Raw genomic sequence first — 16,557 nt, 5'->3', positions numbered from 1 at the left:
GGCTGCCCCTATCTAGTCCTGAACAGACTAGTTAAAGACAGCCCCTGCATGTTTTCATTAAACGCCCATTTTTTTACGTTGGTTGTTTACTTTCTTTGTATTCTGGCTCTTCATAGCCTGCGTAGCAGTCGATTGATGCTTCAGACCGGCTGCTCCGTTTTGCCCTTGCTTCTTCTGAGCAAGAAGCTGCTTCGCGCGCTCAGCTTGTGTAAGCGGCTTTGCTTGCTCTTGCACCTCAGCTTGAGCCTCATTATGTTCATTGGCGGACATATGATCACCTCGCTTTAATGTAAACAGCATATCAAGTGACGCGTCAATCGGCAAGCCCCTTCGCCTGGAGTTTGCGAAGTTGTACGAATCCGATTCTCGTCAGGATGACGGCCAGCACCACAAGTTGCGGAATTGTCGTCTCCCAAGTCGGGTACACCCCAAGAAAACTTAAGGTTGCGAGCGATTCCGAGGAATGTGCCGGAAGCCATGAGGCCACCTGAAGCGAATGAATGCTTTCGCCAAGGAATCGGACAACCAGGTAATAGATTAAAGCCGAAGCCGCAAGGAAGAACGGCCGGATGGGCAGCCTCGCGCTGAATCGGATAATCGCAAAGCCGATCATGAGCAGAAGGAGGAACGTCACTCCAATTCCGAGTATCAATTGAACAGGCTCGATGGAACCCGCCATCCCGATATAAAAAATCGTCGTCTCCGCCCCTTCCCGCAAAATCGCGAGACCCGAGACGATAAACAGCGACCATAAGCTCCCCTTCGCCAGCGCGCTGCCCATGCGGTCATCAATATATTGGTTCCATGCCTGCAGATTGGATTTCTTGTGCAGCCAGTTACCAACCGAGAGCATTAGCAGCACGGATACCAATCCCGTTATTCCTTCCATCGCTTCCCGGGCGCTGCCCGCCGTGGCTTCCGCTATGAACGTTGTTAATAGAACGGCTAGAGCCACGCTGAGAAGCAGCCCCGTCCATACGCCAGACCATACCCAGATATTTTTGGACTGATTGTTCGTACGCTTCAGATAAGCAAGCAGAGCCGCCAGCACGAGAATGGCTTCAAGCCCTTCCCGCAGCAAAATCATCCCCGCATCCCAGGCCGTATATTTCGCTTCCGACATCATTGGCGTCAGCTGGCCTCGGATTTGCTCGATAACCGCTTCCGCTTTATCCGGTGAAGGCGTTGCCGCTAGCAGATATTTGGATACATCCGTCATCTTGATTTCTATGTCCTGATAGGCCGCCGCAGAACGAATCTGCACTTGACCTTCCACGGAAGGCCAGCTGCTGATAAACGACTGCATCTGACCGTCCGCTTCCTCATAATGACCCGCTTTAATGTCCTGCGATGCCTGATTCAGCTTATCGACCAGATCCCCTATTGATAGTTCCTCTGACGCCTTGCTTGGTTCCGCCGAGATTTTCCCGTCTTTATAATCATTAATAAGGGTGATTAGGGCAGACGCATTTGACTGGGCATCTTCTTCCCGAGGCGGTTCCGCCTGGAGTGCGATTCGAATCATGCTCATGCTCGTCTCCAGCTTCCCATAGACGGTGAAATTCTCGCCGCGGATCGATTGCTCAATCGGCGGCCAGCTGTCATTGATCTGCTTGTAGGCGGCATTTGCCTGCTCCCATTGCCCGGCTTGAATGCTGCCAAGCAGCTTCTCCGCCAGCGGCAGCAGGCTCGCTGCCGCCTCCTTCCCCGATAACGCCGGCTCTTCCGCCGCCTTCTCGCTCTTTACGAACGTATTAATCGCTTTGGCCAAAGCGGATAAAGCCGCCTTGGCCTCTTCCGGCTTAGCTGCCGCTTGATCAAGGGCTTCCGTCGCATGCGCAAGCGCCGAGGAGACATCGGCAGCACTCGCCTTTGCGCCTGTTTTTAACTGTTCCCAGCTCTCGTTAGCCTGCTTGATATGATCCTTGGCATCCTGCCAGTCTCCTTCGCCGGCAGCCGCCAGAGCCCCGCCAACCAGCGGAAGCAGCTTATCGAGCTGTTCGGTCGACTGACCTTCCGCGGCATAAGCACTTGGGCTGAAGCCTATCGCGGAGGCAGAGCTTATCATTCCGGTCCACAAGAGGACAGCGACAAGAAGCAGCAGGAACCGGGAGAAATACGCTTGAGGTTGATGTTGTCCGGTCATTATTAATTGTCTCCCTTCCGCCTACAATAACGTATCGCCGATATAGCCGCCTTCGCGTACGCCAGGGAAACAAGCAAATACGGCACTGCCGTTATGGACAATATATTCGTTAAGGGCATCCATTTGCCCAAGCTTTTGCTGCATCGGAATAAACTGCTTTCTCGTGTCGCGATTATAACAAATAAATAAGAGACCAGCATCAAATTGTCCGGTGCGGTTATCCATGCCGCTGGAGTAAGAGTACGATCGGCGTAAAATCTTGATCTTGCCGTCTCCCCGCGCCAGCGCGACATGCGAATTTACGGGGATGAGAGGCTTGCCCTTCTCATCCTTCTTGCCCAGCTCCACCGGATCAAATTCCTTCTTGGATCCTATCGGCGCGCCGCTATCGCGATGACGTCCAAACGTAGCTTCCTGATCGCCCAATGTTGAGCGGTCCCATACCTCTACTCGAATCCGGATACGTCTCACAACCATATAACTGCCGCCTGTCATCCATGGCGTACCGTCCCCGGCCTGCGCCCATACAACCTCATTCATCAAGGCATCGTCGTTCACATCCGGATTACCGGTACCGTCCTTAAAGCCCATCAGATTGCGGGGGGTTGCCCCCGTTGGATCCGCGCCTCCGGTACGTTGAAAGCCCTCCTGCGTCCAGCGCAGCACAGCCTTGCCTCTTGCGATGCGGGCCAGATTGCGGATCGCATGGAAGGCAATCTGCATATCGTTCGCGTTCACCTGCACGCCAATGTCGCCGCCGCTCCATTCCTCCCTCAGCTCGTCACCGCCAAAGGCCGGCAGGTCGGCAAGCGCAGCAGGCCGCTTGGAGGCAAGCCCAAATCTCGAATCAAAAAAGGATGGACCAACCCCAAACGTTAAGGTTGTTTTCGAAGGATTAAGCCCCGCTGCCTCTCCTGTATCCGATGGAGGCAGATTCTGATTTCCGTTATTCTCGCCAATCATATCGCCCCTTGCCATCGCAGCGGAAGCCTCGGTCCAGGCCTTGAACAGCTTACGCACCTCATCTGCGGATTCGGTCGTCAGGTCAAAGGCCGCAAACATTAAGAAGTCTTGTGCGGGAGTCGTAATTCCGGCCTGGTGCTTGCCGTAGAATTCAATCCTGTCTGCCTCGTTATCCTGCTTGGCTGTACCTGATACGCTCATGCCTTTTGTGCCGAATATTGCCCCAACGCCTGAAGCGCCAAGCAATAGCCCGGCGCCCCCAACACCAGCCAACCGCAAAATATCTCTGCGGCTGATCGGTTTCTCCAATATGCTGTCTCCAGCATTCTTATTAGTTTTGTCGGTCGTCATATTGTTAAGCTCCCAGAATTGTTCCCATTTGCGACAATGGTTCAGCTAATGCGTCAAGCAGCTGGCTGAGCTTCTTCGTATCTTCCTCTTTCAGATCAAGGTAAGACACATATCCGTCTCCGCTTTTGTAGGCTGCGAGCGCTTGATCCAGATTGTCAAAGCTTGTGCCGATTTGCGCTTCCAGGTCAGCGTCCTGTTTGTTCAGCTCGGCCTTCAGCAGCTCGTAGATTTTCTTCGCGCCTTCCACGTTTGCGGCGAAATCATACAAGTCCGTATGCGAGTAACGCTCCTCCTCGCCCGTTACTTTGGAGGAGGACACTTCGTTTAGCAGCTCCACCGCACCAGTAACGAGAAGGCTTGGTTCTACCTCAACCGTTTCAATTAAAGCGCGCAGCGTCTTCGTATCATCCAGAAGCTGAGAAGCGTAATCCTCTGCTCCGGCTGTCGTGTTATTCACCCAGAGGGCTTGCTCGATGCGGTGGAAGCCGCGCCAGTCCTTCTCCTCCACATCATTCTCGCGGGCATCGATGTTCGGATCCAGATCCCCAAGTGCTTCCGCGATTGGTTCAATTCTCTCGTAATACATGCGCGTTGGCGCATACAGCGATTTCGCCTCTTCTACCTTGCCTGATTTTACGGCCTGAACAAATTTATCGGTCTCCGCCACCAGCATGTCGGTCTGATCCAGGGCGAATTGGCGGTATTGTCCCGTAATCTCATCCCAATTCTCTACCTTCGAGACTTGTTGTTCCGCATTGGCCGAAGCCTCTTTCGCGTTATCTGCTTCATTATTGTTAGAGCCGCAGCCTGCAAATACGACCGCGCTTGCCAGTGCAACTGCAGCTAATTTGATTTTCATTGAATAGTTAACCCCTTATCCAGTTAATATGTAATTCGATAATGAACTACCAATGAGTATATTCATAATGATAATCATTGTCAATTAGATTTTTAACTCCTAAACCTTTTCACAAGCTACTCCTCGCCTACGGTCAGGCATTCGCCTAAACCACCCTCTCCGCTCATGCATAGTGTATAGCAGACCTCCCAACATCCCACACTAATAGAAGAACGGATATCCAAAAAAGGAGGCTTTGCCCAGTGTCACAATCGTCAAGCAATAAAAGCGTGGTTTTCCCGCCGCAGCATCAGAATAAGCAGCCAGGTATAGAATCTGAGATGAATCCGCTTCCGGTCTATAAGACCGATCATTATAAAGCGGCTAACAAGCTGGCGAACAAAGCAGCTATTGTTACCGGGGGAGACAGCGGTATTGGCCGGGCGGTAGCAGTTGCCTTCGCCCGTGAAGGCTGTGACGTCAGCATTGTGTACTATAATGAGCATGAGGATGCAAAGCTTGTTCAACAAGAGATCGAGCAAGCCGGAAGACGCTGTCTTCTTATTCCCGGAGATATCGGAGATGAAGCATTCTGCCGCAATGCCGTCGAACAGACGGTCATGTCCTTTGGCAAGCTAGATATTATCGTCAATAACGCCGCCGAGCAGCATGTGCAGCAGCGGCTTGAAGATATTACCGCCAAGCAGCTTGAGAAGACATTCCGGACTAATGTATTTGGCATGTTCCATCTGACAAGAGCCGCTCTCCCCCATCTGAAGCAGGGCGCCACCGTCATTAATACGGCTTCCATCACGGCTTATAAGGGCAACCCGACCTTAATCGATTATTCCGCTACCAAAGGCGCCATCGTGTCTTTTACAAGAGCGTTGGCAACCAATCTGGCAGATCGCGGCATACGCGTAAACGGCGTTGCCCCGGGACCGATCTGGACACCGCTTATTCCGTCCACCTTCGATGAGCAGTCGGTATCCACCTTTGGTTCGGATACGCCGCTGAAGCGTGCCGGCCAGCCTTATGAGCTTGCTCCGGCTTATGTATATCTGGCCTCCGAAGATTCCAGCTATGTAACCGGACAATTCCTCCACATAAACGGCGGAGAGGCTGTAAACGGTTAAGCGTGAACGGCAAATAAAACAACAAGCGCCTTGCGTCGTTACGCAAGGCGCTTGCCTATTTCGTCGTCTATCCGATTATTTAACAAGTTCTGCAGCCTTCCCTCATAGATGAGCTCAAGCGTTGGAGTATTCTCCAGATCGCCCGGCGTCACGAGAAAGGAAGACTTATTAACAAGATGGACGCCGCTCTTCTCGAATACCGCTGCAACAAATTCCGAACAAAAGTAAGCGTAATCCCTCTTAATGAGCTGGGTGTTGAACAACAGCCCGATAACTCCAATCAAGTTGTAACGATACTGCTCTCTGTTTCGTTCCATCTCGGCAATGACACTACGCATTTTGGCATAAGCACCAGGATGTACGCGGCAGCGGTATAAGGCGCAATTAGCCTCGGCAAACAGCTGTCCGCGCATATTTTCCCTCACGAAGCCCGCGAAGAACGGATTCTGCGGATTTTTGCGGCCAAAGCTGTAGACCTCGTTTAATCCGCTGTCAAACGCTATAGACGCATGATTAAGCGGATCTTTCGTAAACCACTTAATCGTTCTCGTGAATAACGTTCCCGTATCTGTAAGTACTACATAAACCTCCAACTCGCTTGTCATGCCTGATAACCTCCACATTAAAGAAGTAACGCTACTCATCTAACTTTAATGCAGGAGCCATGGCTTCATAACCTGCTGAGGTACAGTCCTATCCACGACCTTGGTCCTGTTCTGGAAAATTGTTTAATCATTCTCCTATTTTAATGGAATTATAAGGATCTCTCAACCAAAACTTAACAGAATGATAGCAAAGTGTAAATTAGTGCTCTTCTAGTCCTTTTGGCAAGTAGGATAAGCATTTGGCACTAGAGCGATTTCTAGCAATCTCCTTTTATATGGTATAATAAGCCACATTACAGCTGGGATACAAAGGAGATTGCGATACAAATGGAATTCAAAAAGGTGAATACGCCCCTTCGTCTCGTGGGTATTCAGAAGTACAAAAGCAAGGACGGACAAGCCTGGATCAAATATCCGGGAGGCTCCCGAAAACCGCTCAAGAAAAACACAGTCATTTGGACCAAGCTGCTGACTATCCTCGTCATTCTTGGTGTCGTAGGCTTTGCGGGCTACAAGATCGGGTTCCACTATTTATCCAATAAAATGATGAACGAAATGGCAGATCAAATTCTGACAACGGATGAAGTAGAAGCTCTTAAGAAGGATCCTGACGTTCAGCAGATCATTGCCGATAACTCCAAATATTTCGATAAAAAAACAGTTGAAGCCCTTCAGGGTTCAGTCGCTGCTGATGCAAACAACGGCGGCAGTAAAGACCATACGGCGGCAGGGGATAAACCGGTTAAATCCGATTCAACGACGGATAAGGGTGGTGCATCTAAACCAGCAACGGACAAGCCTGCTACCGGTGATCAGCTTATTGTTAAGAATAAAGATGAAGCTGCCAGCCTGCTGCTCAGCAAGTTCTCCAAGAAGGAATTGACGGGTTTAGCCGATAAAGCGAAGGACGGCCTGACGCCTGAAGAGAAACAATCCATTAAAGATACCCTTCTATCCCGACTGTCTGATGAGGAATTCAGCTCCGTCAAGATTATTGCCTTGATGGAGATTGTGAAGCGTGATGAATAGAGCGAACAAACGGGGAGCCTCCAGATGAATTATTTCGATCCTTATGTCTCTGAATTGCAATTGGTCTTTTCTGAAGCTAGACGGCGAATCTCCAATTTCCCTGAACCGTTTAATGAGAACGGATTGGCTTATCTCCGCAAATTTGACGTCTTTGAACGGGAAAGCTCCAAAAATTATATTTGTTATTTGCTTCCCTACTGGATTAATGAAGCTGTCCCCATTCCGATCAGGCAATGCCGCGCGCTCTCATTGGCTAATGTGTTCAACATGCTTTATTACTTTCTGCAGGACGACGTCATGGACGAGACGCCTGCTGCCTGGAAAGAGCAGCTTGCACTAGCTCATTTATGCCACTCCGAGCTGGAGGTTATTCTTCGCGAGCTGTTTGCTGCCGACTCGCTTTTCTGGAGCTATCGTCAGCAATATGTGAATGAATGGGCGATTGCCGTTGTTCATGAAGACAAGCATGATTATTTCAATACGGACATCGTGAAGGTTGCCAAAAAAGCCTCACCGCTTAAATTAGCAAGCACCGGCGTTCTTCTCCTGGCAGACCGGCCAGAGCTTATCCTACAGGTGGAAGAACGGGTCGACTTCAGTCTGGTTCTCCTCCAGATGGCGGACGATCTGGCCGACTGGGAGGATGATCTTCGGGAAGGGAACTATAACTGCCTATTATCTTTAATCCGTTCCAAACGGACGTCTACCCAGATCGCGCTAAATTCACAAGAAGTAGAATCGCATATCTATGACCGTGGTCTTATGAAAGTATATTGTGCCCGTGGCAAGGATATTCTGGACTTCCTTAACAATAGCCCGCTCCACTTAGAGCGTCTCTACTCTTTTAGCAAATCCATATACGAAGGTATAGCTTCCTTTACCGAAAGAGTCGAGCATACAAGAAGGACTTTATTATCAGGCGGATTTGATTATATTTTGTCGAATAATCGGATAAGATAGTATAATATAACCAATAGTTATGCTATAATTTGGGTACTCGGGTGGTATTCTATTAGCATAATTGGAGGGGTTATTTTGTCGAATCAGATTACTAGGGATCAAATTATTCAGAAAGCTTGGGAAGACGATGCATTCAAGCAACAATTGCTGGATGATCCCAAAGCAGCAATCAAAGACGCGTTTGGCGTAGACATTCCGGACAATATCGAAGTTACTGCCGTTGAAGAAACACCAGAGCATGCTTATCTGGTTATTCCGCCGAAACCCTCCACATTGAAAGCTGCTTCGGCAGAGGAAATTCCTGCTTGGTAACTAAATATAAAAATATAAACCACTCCGGAAATCGGAGTGGTTTTAACTTATCCAGCAGGGAAAGTAATAACAACTTCTGTTCCTATCCCTTTGCTACTTTTGAACTTAATATTTCCTTGCATCACTTCTATGATGCTAAAGGTGACCATAAGACCAAGTCCTGTTCCTTTGGTTTTATTCGAATAATACGGCTCACCAAGCTGTGCAAGCTCGCTCTCCGTCATTCCTACCCCATTATCTTTTATACAGATAATAACCCGGTCCTCTTCATGATAGCCGTTGATTTCTATTTCACCGTCACCATTTAACGCTTCAATGCTATTCTTAATCATATTGATAAAAGCTTGCTTGAATTTAGAGGAATTGCCTTGAATCTGCAAATGATCTGGAATGTTTAATTTGATCCGGCCTCCCTGCAGATTAGCCAGCGGTATAAGAATGGTGCCGATATGCTTGAATTCGTTTGCAATATTCAATACTGTTACATGCTCAAGCTGTGGCTTGGCAAATGTCAGGAAATCGGTAATAATCTCGGAAGCACGGTCAAGCTCGTTGATGGCAAGCACCATATAATTCTTCTCTTTATTGCTAATGCTCTTCTCTTCCAATAACTGCAAAAAGCCACGGGTAACCTGCAGCGGATTACGGACTTCATGAGCAACCGAAGCAGCTAGTTGGCTGATCATATCCATTTTCTCTGAACGCTGAAGTTCATTATTATAAATCTCAAGTTGTCTGGAATAAGTTACAACCTTCTCGAAGTTGATTACAATTTGCCTTCCCAGCAGGACTACTAACGTAAATACGAAGCATACGATTCCCCATTTCCAATACATAAACTCATAATTTCTCGATAGCGAGTAATATTGGATAATATCTGCAACTGTAAAGATGATAAATAATCCAAGGCCAGTAGCTAATATCATCGCATCTTTTTGTTTCTTGAAACTGAATACCAGTAAAACTCCAAGTAGAATGAGACAACCACCAACTACCCCAAGAACAAACAGGATGGTTGAGATTGAATAGTAAGTGGAATAGAAAGAATTATTAGTTAGAATGTTCAAGAATAGTCCTATGGTCGAAAAAATCATCAAGCATAAAGCATATATTTTAAAGATGCGAATGATTGAAAACTTTCCTCTGCCAAAGAACGTTTCCAGGAAGAAAAATAAGGCAGGAAGGAATAGATTAGACGATAGATCAAAGCCGGTGGCATATAGCCAACCATAATCTTCATTCAACATATATAGAAATGGTGAGTAAAAAATCAACATACAACCAATAGAAAAAATAATTAAACTAAGCGATTTCCAGCCTTGAACGTGGACTTTTTTTAGGAAAATCATACAAATAAACATCAATGCTGCTATGAAAATAAATGCCGCACCGAGTATGATATTATCTATTTGCTTGACCAACGTTGTACGGTATAGCTTTGCGTAATCTCCAAGCACAAGACCACCGCTGACACCAATGTTGCCCGTATCATTAACAAGATGAATGTAAAGGGTTTCATCCGATGCCTCAGCTAACGGAATAACAAATCGATTAACATCGTAAGAGTGATCTCTAGTCGTTTCATAAAGATTTCTTCCATCCATATAGACAGAGACATTCTGCGCATAAGCTTTTTCTACCAGCATCCCTGCATGCGGTTCGGCTATAATAGGCAGCTCAACCTTGACCCATAAAGAGCTGGTCCCTTCCGGCAATTCAGGCGCTGCTTCATCTTCCTTTACCGTAATCCAGCCGGCGGCCGGCGGCGTCTTGCTATCCTCATCCGTCCCCGGGTGGATCTGCCATTCGGTAATCCGAATCTCCGGGGCTGCCTTTTCTGTGTTCGCAAAGGTGATTGTTGGGCGTAATGAAGTGGTAACTGCAATGAATAAGAGAACGAATAAGACGTACTTCAATACTGCCTTCATCTTTACACCTCAATACTGGGAAATAGTTCTTAATGCTCACTAATTCGACATATTTCGATTAATTCCTTCAATTCACAACTTCTTAATTTAAAATTCTTCATATAAAAAGAGCGGAAAATCCGCTCTGTTGTTTGTCCTATGATATGGCTGCTCTTCTTGCCGGTACCGAGATTGAACGTACCTCTTCGCCAATAATCTCAAGCGCATTTAATTGCAGCCCGCTTGCACAGCCGCCATCAATGCCAATCTTGCCTTTGCCGTACCAGACATCCGGTCTGCCATGCAGATCTACCGTCTTCGTATGGCCAAACACGACAATCTTATCAACGACCGTATCCGCTTTATGAAAGGAATCCTTAATATATAAGAAATCCCGCTTTGGCTGCTCCTTCCAGTTCAGATATCTTGGATTAAGTCCCGCATGTACATAAATAAAACGCTGATCCTCAAAGTAATACGGAAGCTGCTCCAGAAAGTCGGCATGATGCGGATAACGCTCCAGAACCGTCTCTCTGAGCCTTGTCAGCAAGTCCTCCTCGCTGCCAGTCATGTCGCTGCCCTTCAGATAGCTGTATACGGTCTGACGGCCGCCATGGCGGAAGAACTTCTCTCTCGCCTCTTTGGTTTTGTTACGGACAATATCAACGAAGCGCTCATCATGATTCCCTTGAACCGCAATGGCTCCATTTTCCCGGACCAGGCTGACTGCTTGTTCCACCACCTGCCTGCTTTCCGGTCCCTTACTGACGAAATCCCCAAGCAAAATCAGCTGATCTTTCACCGGCTCGTAATTAACCCGTTCCAACAGCCGGTTGAAAGCATCATAACAACCATGAATATCACTGATGACAAGCGTTCTTTCCTTCCCCATAACATCCCTTCCTTCCCCTATACGTATTTGAATTCTACAGCTATAGGGAAAAACCCTCCCGAACGCAAAAAACCGCAGGACAGCAGTCCTGCGGCTCTTTTTTTGCCATATACTTGTCCCTCAACGCTCACTCGCAAACCCTGATTAATTCGTGTGTAAAAAAGAAACGCCACTATATTCACACAAGCTCTTGACGCTTTTTGAAGCGGACAGGCTTCTTCGTATGGCGATTGGCATAAGCGGATGCCGCATACGAATCCGGCTTCACCCTCGCCGCATATGTTCCCATTCCTCTGACCCGGTCTATCATCTCTTCTACATAAAGCGATGTCTTATTAATGGTCGGCTCCGTACCTGCGTCGATATCGATAAACAAATCAAGCGAAGCTCCCTGGTATACAAATGGCAGCAGAAGCTCCTCCATCCGCTGGATGGCGCCTTCCACGAAGTAATAGGCTACCTCCTGCGACAAGGCCGTCTCAAGCGTCAGCTTCTCCTTCAGCGAGGTTAGCTCGCGCGGTACAACGACCTGCCTGTAGCAGGCCCACGCGCCTTTGCCCATCCGCCGAATAATAATGCCCGTTACGAACTTCGTATATCCGTTAAACCCTTGGCTGTCTGTTCCAATTACAAAATGATAAGCTGCCCGTGGATCACTCGCCATAAAATTCAAAATGCGGTCATATACCTCTTGAATCGTAAGCCTGCTCTCCGTCACGTTCTGGAACCTCAGCTCTTCCGGTAGAAGGAGCCGTTTATTCGATTGATTTTTTCTCATCATCGTCACCTGTACAATGTACATTTCAGCCCTTTCTTATCAGCCATCGCCTAATTCCCTCTCTTCTATACCCATGCCTATGCGAAGGGAGTTGTATATTATTATTAAAATATGTTGACAAGCACGAAAGTGCCTTACCCAAATATAAAAAAAGCCCCTGTCTGCATCACAAAAATGCAGCCCAGGGGCTCTTCGCCAAACCTTATTTATATTTCCGCCAATCCTGCTTGCTGTTCTCCAGCAAGTAATTCATATCGTTCTCCAGCCGTTTCTGCTCCTTCTTGCGAGCTTCCTCGGCCTCTACCCGGGCTTTCTGCTTCTTCTGCTCCTCAGCCGCCTTCATCTCGTCAGATTGGGCTTTAAGCTTCTGCAGGACATCTGCGCTAAGCATATCCTTTAACGTTGGACCCTGCTCCTGCTGAGAGCTTGTGCTTCCTCTATGGCTGGGTGCTGCTGGTCTTTTCTTTTTCGCCATGACTGTCATCCCCTTACAATCCGTTCAATTCCTTAAAATGCCCAGTTCCCTTTGCGGAAGATCGGCACAATTGTTCCATCGGATTTGATGCCGTCAATATCCATTTCCGCGGATCCGATCATAAAGTCGACATGCGTGATGCTGGCGTTTACGCCATTCTCCGCAAGCTCCTCGGAAGACATCTTTTTACCTCCGTCGATGTTAAACGCATAGCCGCTGCCAATCGCCAAATGGTTCGAAGCATTCTCGTCAAACAAAGTATTATAGAACAAAATATTCGATTGCGAAATCGGCGATTCATGCGGCACAAGCGCAACCTCGCCCAAGTAATGCGAACCTTCGTCTGTATCGACAAGCTTTTGAAGAGTTTCCTGGCCTTGCTCTGCTTCTACCTTAACGATGCGGCCGGCTTCAAACGTAAGCTTGAAGTTATCGATAATGTTGCCGCCATAGCTAAGCGGCTTCGTGCTGGACACATAGCCGTTAACTCCGGACTTAAGAGGCACCGTGAATACTTCCTCTGTAGGCATGTTAGCCATAAAAGCAACGTTGTTCTGATTCTCGCTGCCTGCGGCTACCCAAATATGCTTATCCGCCAGCTCAATGGTGAGATCCGTACCTGGAGCCGTATAATGCAGCTTCACGAAATGGTTCTCGTTTAGCGCCTGCGCTTTGGTATGAAGCGTTGCGTTATGCTCATCCCATGCTTTTACGGGATCATCCGAATGCAGTCTAACCGCTTTGAAGATGGCTTCCCACAGCTGACTGACCGCTTCGTCCTCGGATACATTGGCAAATACTTTGGATGCCCATGCTTTTCCTGCAGCAGCAACAACCGTCCAGCTTACCTTATCAGATTGAGTCGCTCTGCGGAAAGCTTGCAGACCTTGGCCAGCAGCCTTTTGGAAGTTGGCAATTCGCTGCGAATCAATGCCGGACAGCAGATCCGGACTGGAGGAAACGATGGAGATAAATACGGCATTGCGCTCTACGAAGGAATTCCTTTTTGCCGTTTCCCACTCCGGATATTGGGTGAACACCTCGTCGGCAGCTTTCTCGTACTTGAGACGGGACAATCTGTCATCGGTCCAATCTACGTGTACATTACTTGCCCCGGCCAAATAGGCCTGCTCGGCAACAAGCCGTACAAGGTCAGCTTGATCGACAGCACCTGTAATAAATACCTCCTGGTTCTCCTGTACATTAACGCCTACTCTAACGATCAGTTCCGCGTACTTGGTCAGATTGCTCTGGAATGCAACGTTTGTCATTGCTCATTCACACCTTTCTAAATATGTATAAATCGTATTGTTTGCTTCTTGCCCCAGGCATATGAAAATAATTACCCGAGACGAAAAGAATGGAAAATGAAGGTTTTTCGTTTTTCCATACCTCTTTTTATGTTATTATATAGGAATGTACTCTTGCATAAAAGATTTTCGCACGAAGGAGCTCATATGTCTAAACTAGGTAGAAATGAACAATGTCACTGCGGCAGCGGCTTGAAATATAAAAAGTGCTGCATGTCGAAGGACGAACAATCGGCTAGAACAAGCAAAGCCTCCAATACACTTCGTCATTTTACAGAAGCTGAACTGGTTCACTTGGTTGACCACGAATCCACGTGGGCTAATCCGCAATATGCAGAACTGGCGCATGAAGTTATTGCTTCCATGAAACAGGATTATAAGCCTAACCATATCGCAATGGCGATTATGATCTGGCATGATTTCACGAATATGACGAAACCAACGTATCGTAAATCAGGCGCATTTTGTGCCGCGTTGGAATATATGGTGTGTGAGGTTACCGAATCCGGTAAGAGCAAGAATGATCTTGCCGAGAAATATGAAGTATCCGCTGCTACTGTCACTAAGCGATATCAAGAGCTTTCTGCATTCCTTATGCAGCAGCTCGAGCAAAACGAGCAAGCCCCAGAGCTGGTTGCTCAATAATGGGACAGGCTGTTCCGGAGTAATTATCCGGAGCAGCCTGCTTTTTTTATCCCCTTACTTCCCGTCCGCCGGGTACACAATCCCAATCTGGCGGCGTGCCTCATCCATAATTTCCATGACAGTAAGCGAGTTTGCATAAGAGTTAACCGGGGATTCAAGCTCGCCGCGCTCAATGAGCTCAGCAAAGGCCAGAATCTCATAGACCATTGAATTATCCCCTTGTTCTCTGCTTACATTCTCCTCAGGGCGGCCGTCGCGGTATTGAATTCGAACGCTCGAAGGCTGACTGATTCTCTCAATAATCATATTGCCCTCTTCACCTTGAATTTCGGTCGGCATATTTGAATTCGATATCTTCGAATGAAGCAGCACAGCCTCCATATCCCCGTAGTTCAGGATCAGGCTGCCTTTGCCGTCTACACCGGACTCCAGCATTACCGCGCTTGCCTTCACGCTGTCAGGCTTGCCAAACAGCACAACAAGCGGATAGATGCAGTACGTGCCGATATCCATTAGAGATCCGTTCGACAATTCCGGCAGGAATGCATTCAATACTTCTCCCGCCTTGTATTTGTCATAACGAGAGGAATACTGGCAGAACGAAGCAAAGAAGGTCCGGACTTTGCCTATCTTGTGCAGATTCTCGCGAACCGCTTCAAAGTTCGGCATAACCGTCGACTTCATGGCTTCCATTAGCAATACCTTATTAGCGCCTGCCGCTTCAAACATAGCTTTTACTTCATCAGCATTGGAAGCCAGCGGTTTCTCACAGAGAACATGCTTCCCATTATTCATGAAAGCAATAGCATACTTCGCATGAAGGGAGTTTGGGCTAGCTATGTAAATCGCATCAATCAGATCGCTTTGTGCCATCTCGTCGAGATCCGTAAAGGTATGAGCAATACCATGAGCAGCTGCATATGCCTTTGCACGCTCCTCCGTACGGGAGTATAGCGCAGTTACTTCCACCTTATCGACCTTACTTGCTGCATTCATAAACGTTTCCGTAATAAAGTTAGAGCCAATAATACCAATGCGCAGCAATTGAACTCACCTCTTCTTTCTTAAGTCTGTCTCTAATTGTCCATAAACTAAAAAAAAGCCCGCCCTACGTATCAAGTACGTCTGCTGACTTCTAATGAATTGAAATGGTCGGGATGACACGATTTGAACATGCGACCCCCTGGTCCCAAACCAGGTGCTCTACCAAGCTGAGCTACATCCCGTAATTCAATTTGTAAAAATGGCGCGGCCTAAGAGATTCGAACTCCTGACCTTTTGATTCGTAGTCAAACGCTCTATCCAGCTGAGCTAAGGCCGCAAAAAATTATGGAGCGGAAGACGGGAATCGAACCCGCGACCCTCGCCTTGGCAAGGCGATGCTCTACCGCTGAGCCACTTCCGCATATGGTGCGGTCGAGAGGACTCGAACCTCCACGGCTGTTACACCACTAGAACCTGAATCTAGCGCGTCTGCCAATTCCGCCACGACCGCATGCATATTGTGTTGTAAAAATGGTGCCGGCGATAGGAGTCGAACCCACGACCTACTGATTACAAGTCAGTTGCTCTACCAACTGAGCTACACCGGCATAAAACTTTGTAAAAATGGCGGAGCTGACGGGATTCGAACCCGCGGTCTCCTGCGTGACAGGCAGGCATGTTAGGCCTCTACACCACAGCTCCATGTTACTTTCGGATCTTGTCCGAAGAAAATTGGTTGCGAAGACAGGATTTGAACCTGTGACCTTCGGGTTATGAGCCCGACGAGCTACCGGACTGCTCCACCTCGCGGCATTACAAAACTTATATGGTGGAGGCTGAGGGGATCGAACCCCCGACCCTCTGCTTGTAAGGCAGATGCTCTCCCAGCTGAGCTAAGCCTCCATATAGTTGGTGACCCGTAGGGGATTCGAACCCCTGTTACCTCCGTGAAAGGGAGGTGTCTTAACCCCTTGACCAACGGGCCTTGCATTCAAGATTTGCGCCTTGAAAACTGGATGCGAATGAATGATTTCCTTAAGCTTTCCGGTTTTACACCGGGGCCCCCGCAAAGTACTCGGAATCAACTCCGAAGCATTTGCTTCACTTTTTGGGGTTTGTTGTAGGATAAGCCCTCGACCGATTAGTATTCGTCAGCTCCACACATTGCTGTGCTTCCACCCCGAACCTATCAACCTCGTCGTCTTCAAGGGGTCTTACTAGTTGGG

At 48.1% G+C, this 16,557-nt stretch carries 16 protein-coding genes, 9 tRNA genes and 1 rRNA gene; 5 read left to right on the top strand and 21 right to left on the bottom strand.

The genetic code is table 11. The features are described from left to right. Positions 1-57: 57 nt before the first annotated feature. Genes M3194_RS26740 through efeO form a run of 4 tightly spaced genes read right to left on the bottom strand, consistent with a single transcriptional unit; the run spans position 58 to position 4,319 of the window. Positions 58-270, bottom strand: coding sequence for a hypothetical protein (locus M3194_RS26740; protein ID WP_251657167.1), 213 nt, complete (start codon positions 268-270; stop codon positions 58-60). Positions 271-313: 43 nt separating this feature from the next. Then, positions 314-2,146, bottom strand: a complete 1,833-nt coding sequence (locus tag M3194_RS26735) for an FTR1 family iron permease (RefSeq protein WP_251657166.1) — start codon at positions 2,144-2,146, stop codon at positions 314-316. Between the two features lie 21 nt (positions 2,147-2,167). Continuing rightward, positions 2,168-3,460 (bottom strand): iron uptake transporter deferrochelatase/peroxidase subunit, encoded by a 1,293-nt coding sequence (gene efeB, locus M3194_RS26730; protein WP_251657165.1) that lies wholly within the window; start codon positions 3,458-3,460, stop codon positions 2,168-2,170. Between the two features lie 4 nt (positions 3,461-3,464). Continuing rightward, positions 3,465-4,319 (bottom strand): iron uptake system protein EfeO, encoded by an 855-nt coding sequence (gene efeO, locus M3194_RS26725; protein ID WP_251657164.1) that lies wholly within the window; start codon positions 4,317-4,319, stop codon positions 3,465-3,467. Positions 4,320-4,561: 242 nt separating this feature from the next. Here efeO and M3194_RS26720 point away from each other — a divergent pair, with 242 nt between their 5' ends. Beyond that, positions 4,562-5,434 carry an SDR family oxidoreductase gene (locus tag M3194_RS26720; protein WP_251657163.1) on the top strand — a complete coding sequence of 291 codons (873 nt, stop codon included), beginning with the start codon at positions 4,562-4,564 and terminating at the stop codon, positions 5,432-5,434. A gap of 38 nt (positions 5,435-5,472) precedes the next feature. On the opposite strand, the gene M3194_RS26715 is transcribed toward M3194_RS26720, so the two are convergent. Then, positions 5,473-6,039, bottom strand: coding sequence for a hypothetical protein (locus tag M3194_RS26715; protein ID WP_251657162.1), 567 nt, complete (start codon positions 6,037-6,039; stop codon positions 5,473-5,475). A 327-nt stretch (positions 6,040-6,366) separates the two neighbouring features. Between M3194_RS26715 and M3194_RS26710 the strand changes: the two genes are divergently transcribed. The 3 genes from M3194_RS26710 to M3194_RS26700 all read left to right on the top strand — a co-directional run bounded on the left by M3194_RS26710 (position 6,367) and on the right by M3194_RS26700 (position 8,340). Further along, the gene (locus M3194_RS26710; RefSeq protein ID WP_251657161.1) at positions 6,367-7,068 is read left to right on the top strand and encodes a tRNA (adenine(58)-N(1))-methyltransferase non-catalytic subunit TRM6; all 702 of its coding nucleotides are present in this window, start codon (positions 6,367-6,369) and stop codon (positions 7,066-7,068) included. Positions 7,069-7,092: 24 nt separating this feature from the next. Next, positions 7,093-8,028 (top strand): hypothetical protein, encoded by a 936-nt coding sequence (locus tag M3194_RS26705; protein WP_251657160.1) that lies wholly within the window; start codon positions 7,093-7,095, stop codon positions 8,026-8,028. Between the two features lie 75 nt (positions 8,029-8,103). After that, a complete protein-coding gene (locus tag M3194_RS26700; protein ID WP_251657159.1) occupies positions 8,104-8,340 on the top strand; it encodes an NHLP leader peptide family RiPP precursor in 237 nt (78 codons plus the stop codon). Between the two features lie 47 nt (positions 8,341-8,387). On the opposite strand, the gene M3194_RS26695 is transcribed toward M3194_RS26700, so the two are convergent. From M3194_RS26695 to M3194_RS26675, 5 genes are all read right to left on the bottom strand, one after another. After that, positions 8,388-10,268 (bottom strand): sensor histidine kinase, encoded by a 1,881-nt coding sequence (locus M3194_RS26695; RefSeq protein ID WP_251657158.1) that lies wholly within the window; start codon positions 10,266-10,268, stop codon positions 8,388-8,390. Between the two features lie 136 nt (positions 10,269-10,404). Further along, the gene (locus M3194_RS26690) at positions 10,405-11,139 is read right to left on the bottom strand and encodes a metallophosphoesterase (protein WP_251657156.1); all 735 of its coding nucleotides are present in this window, start codon (positions 11,137-11,139) and stop codon (positions 10,405-10,407) included. Between the two features lie 178 nt (positions 11,140-11,317). After that, positions 11,318-11,941 (bottom strand): ribonuclease H-like YkuK family protein, encoded by a 624-nt coding sequence (locus M3194_RS26685; RefSeq protein WP_251657155.1) that lies wholly within the window; start codon positions 11,939-11,941, stop codon positions 11,318-11,320. A gap of 178 nt (positions 11,942-12,119) precedes the next feature. Then, the gene (locus tag M3194_RS26680) at positions 12,120-12,392 is read right to left on the bottom strand and encodes a YqkE family protein (RefSeq protein WP_251657154.1); all 273 of its coding nucleotides are present in this window, start codon (positions 12,390-12,392) and stop codon (positions 12,120-12,122) included. Between the two features lie 32 nt (positions 12,393-12,424). Then, entirely contained in the window at positions 12,425-13,663 is a 1,239-nt protein-coding gene (locus M3194_RS26675) for an aminopeptidase (protein ID WP_251657153.1), read from the bottom strand. Positions 13,664-13,849: 186 nt separating this feature from the next. Here M3194_RS26675 and M3194_RS26670 point away from each other — a divergent pair, with 186 nt between their 5' ends. Further along, entirely contained in the window at positions 13,850-14,347 is a 498-nt protein-coding gene (locus M3194_RS26670) for a YecA family protein (RefSeq protein ID WP_251657152.1), read from the top strand. Between the two features lie 54 nt (positions 14,348-14,401). On the opposite strand, the gene M3194_RS26665 is transcribed toward M3194_RS26670, so the two are convergent. The 11 genes from M3194_RS26665 to M3194_RS26615 all read right to left on the bottom strand — a co-directional run. Further along, positions 14,402-15,391 (bottom strand): Gfo/Idh/MocA family protein, encoded by a 990-nt coding sequence (locus M3194_RS26665; RefSeq protein WP_251657151.1) that lies wholly within the window; start codon positions 15,389-15,391, stop codon positions 14,402-14,404. A 105-nt stretch (positions 15,392-15,496) separates the two neighbouring features. After that, positions 15,497-15,573 (bottom strand) — tRNA-Pro (locus M3194_RS26660). 18 nt (positions 15,574-15,591) lie between these two features. Then, a tRNA-Arg gene (locus M3194_RS26655) sits at positions 15,592-15,668 on the bottom strand. Between the two features lie 9 nt (positions 15,669-15,677). Continuing rightward, positions 15,678-15,752: transfer RNA gene (locus M3194_RS26650), tRNA-Gly, on the bottom strand. Between the two features lie 3 nt (positions 15,753-15,755). Continuing rightward, positions 15,756-15,842 (bottom strand) — tRNA-Leu (locus M3194_RS26645). A 21-nt stretch (positions 15,843-15,863) separates the two neighbouring features. Next, a tRNA-Thr gene (locus tag M3194_RS26640) sits at positions 15,864-15,939 on the bottom strand. A 17-nt stretch (positions 15,940-15,956) separates the two neighbouring features. Next, a tRNA-Asp gene (locus M3194_RS26635) sits at positions 15,957-16,033 on the bottom strand. Positions 16,034-16,064: 31 nt separating this feature from the next. Then, positions 16,065-16,141 (bottom strand) — tRNA-Met (locus tag M3194_RS26630). A 17-nt stretch (positions 16,142-16,158) separates the two neighbouring features. Beyond that, positions 16,159-16,234 (bottom strand) — tRNA-Val (locus tag M3194_RS26625). A gap of 7 nt (positions 16,235-16,241) precedes the next feature. Beyond that, a tRNA-Glu gene (locus M3194_RS26620) sits at positions 16,242-16,316 on the bottom strand. Positions 16,317-16,452: 136 nt separating this feature from the next. Then, positions 16,453-16,557, bottom strand: a 23S ribosomal RNA gene (locus M3194_RS26615); the annotation flags it as partial.

The organism is Paenibacillus glycanilyticus (assembly GCF_023715145.1).
Lineage (GTDB): Bacteria > Bacillota > Bacilli > Paenibacillales > Paenibacillaceae > Pristimantibacillus > Pristimantibacillus glycanilyticus_A.
The sequence above is the reverse complement of the archived record's forward strand: the minus strand, read 5'-3'. Positions and strand labels throughout refer to the sequence as shown.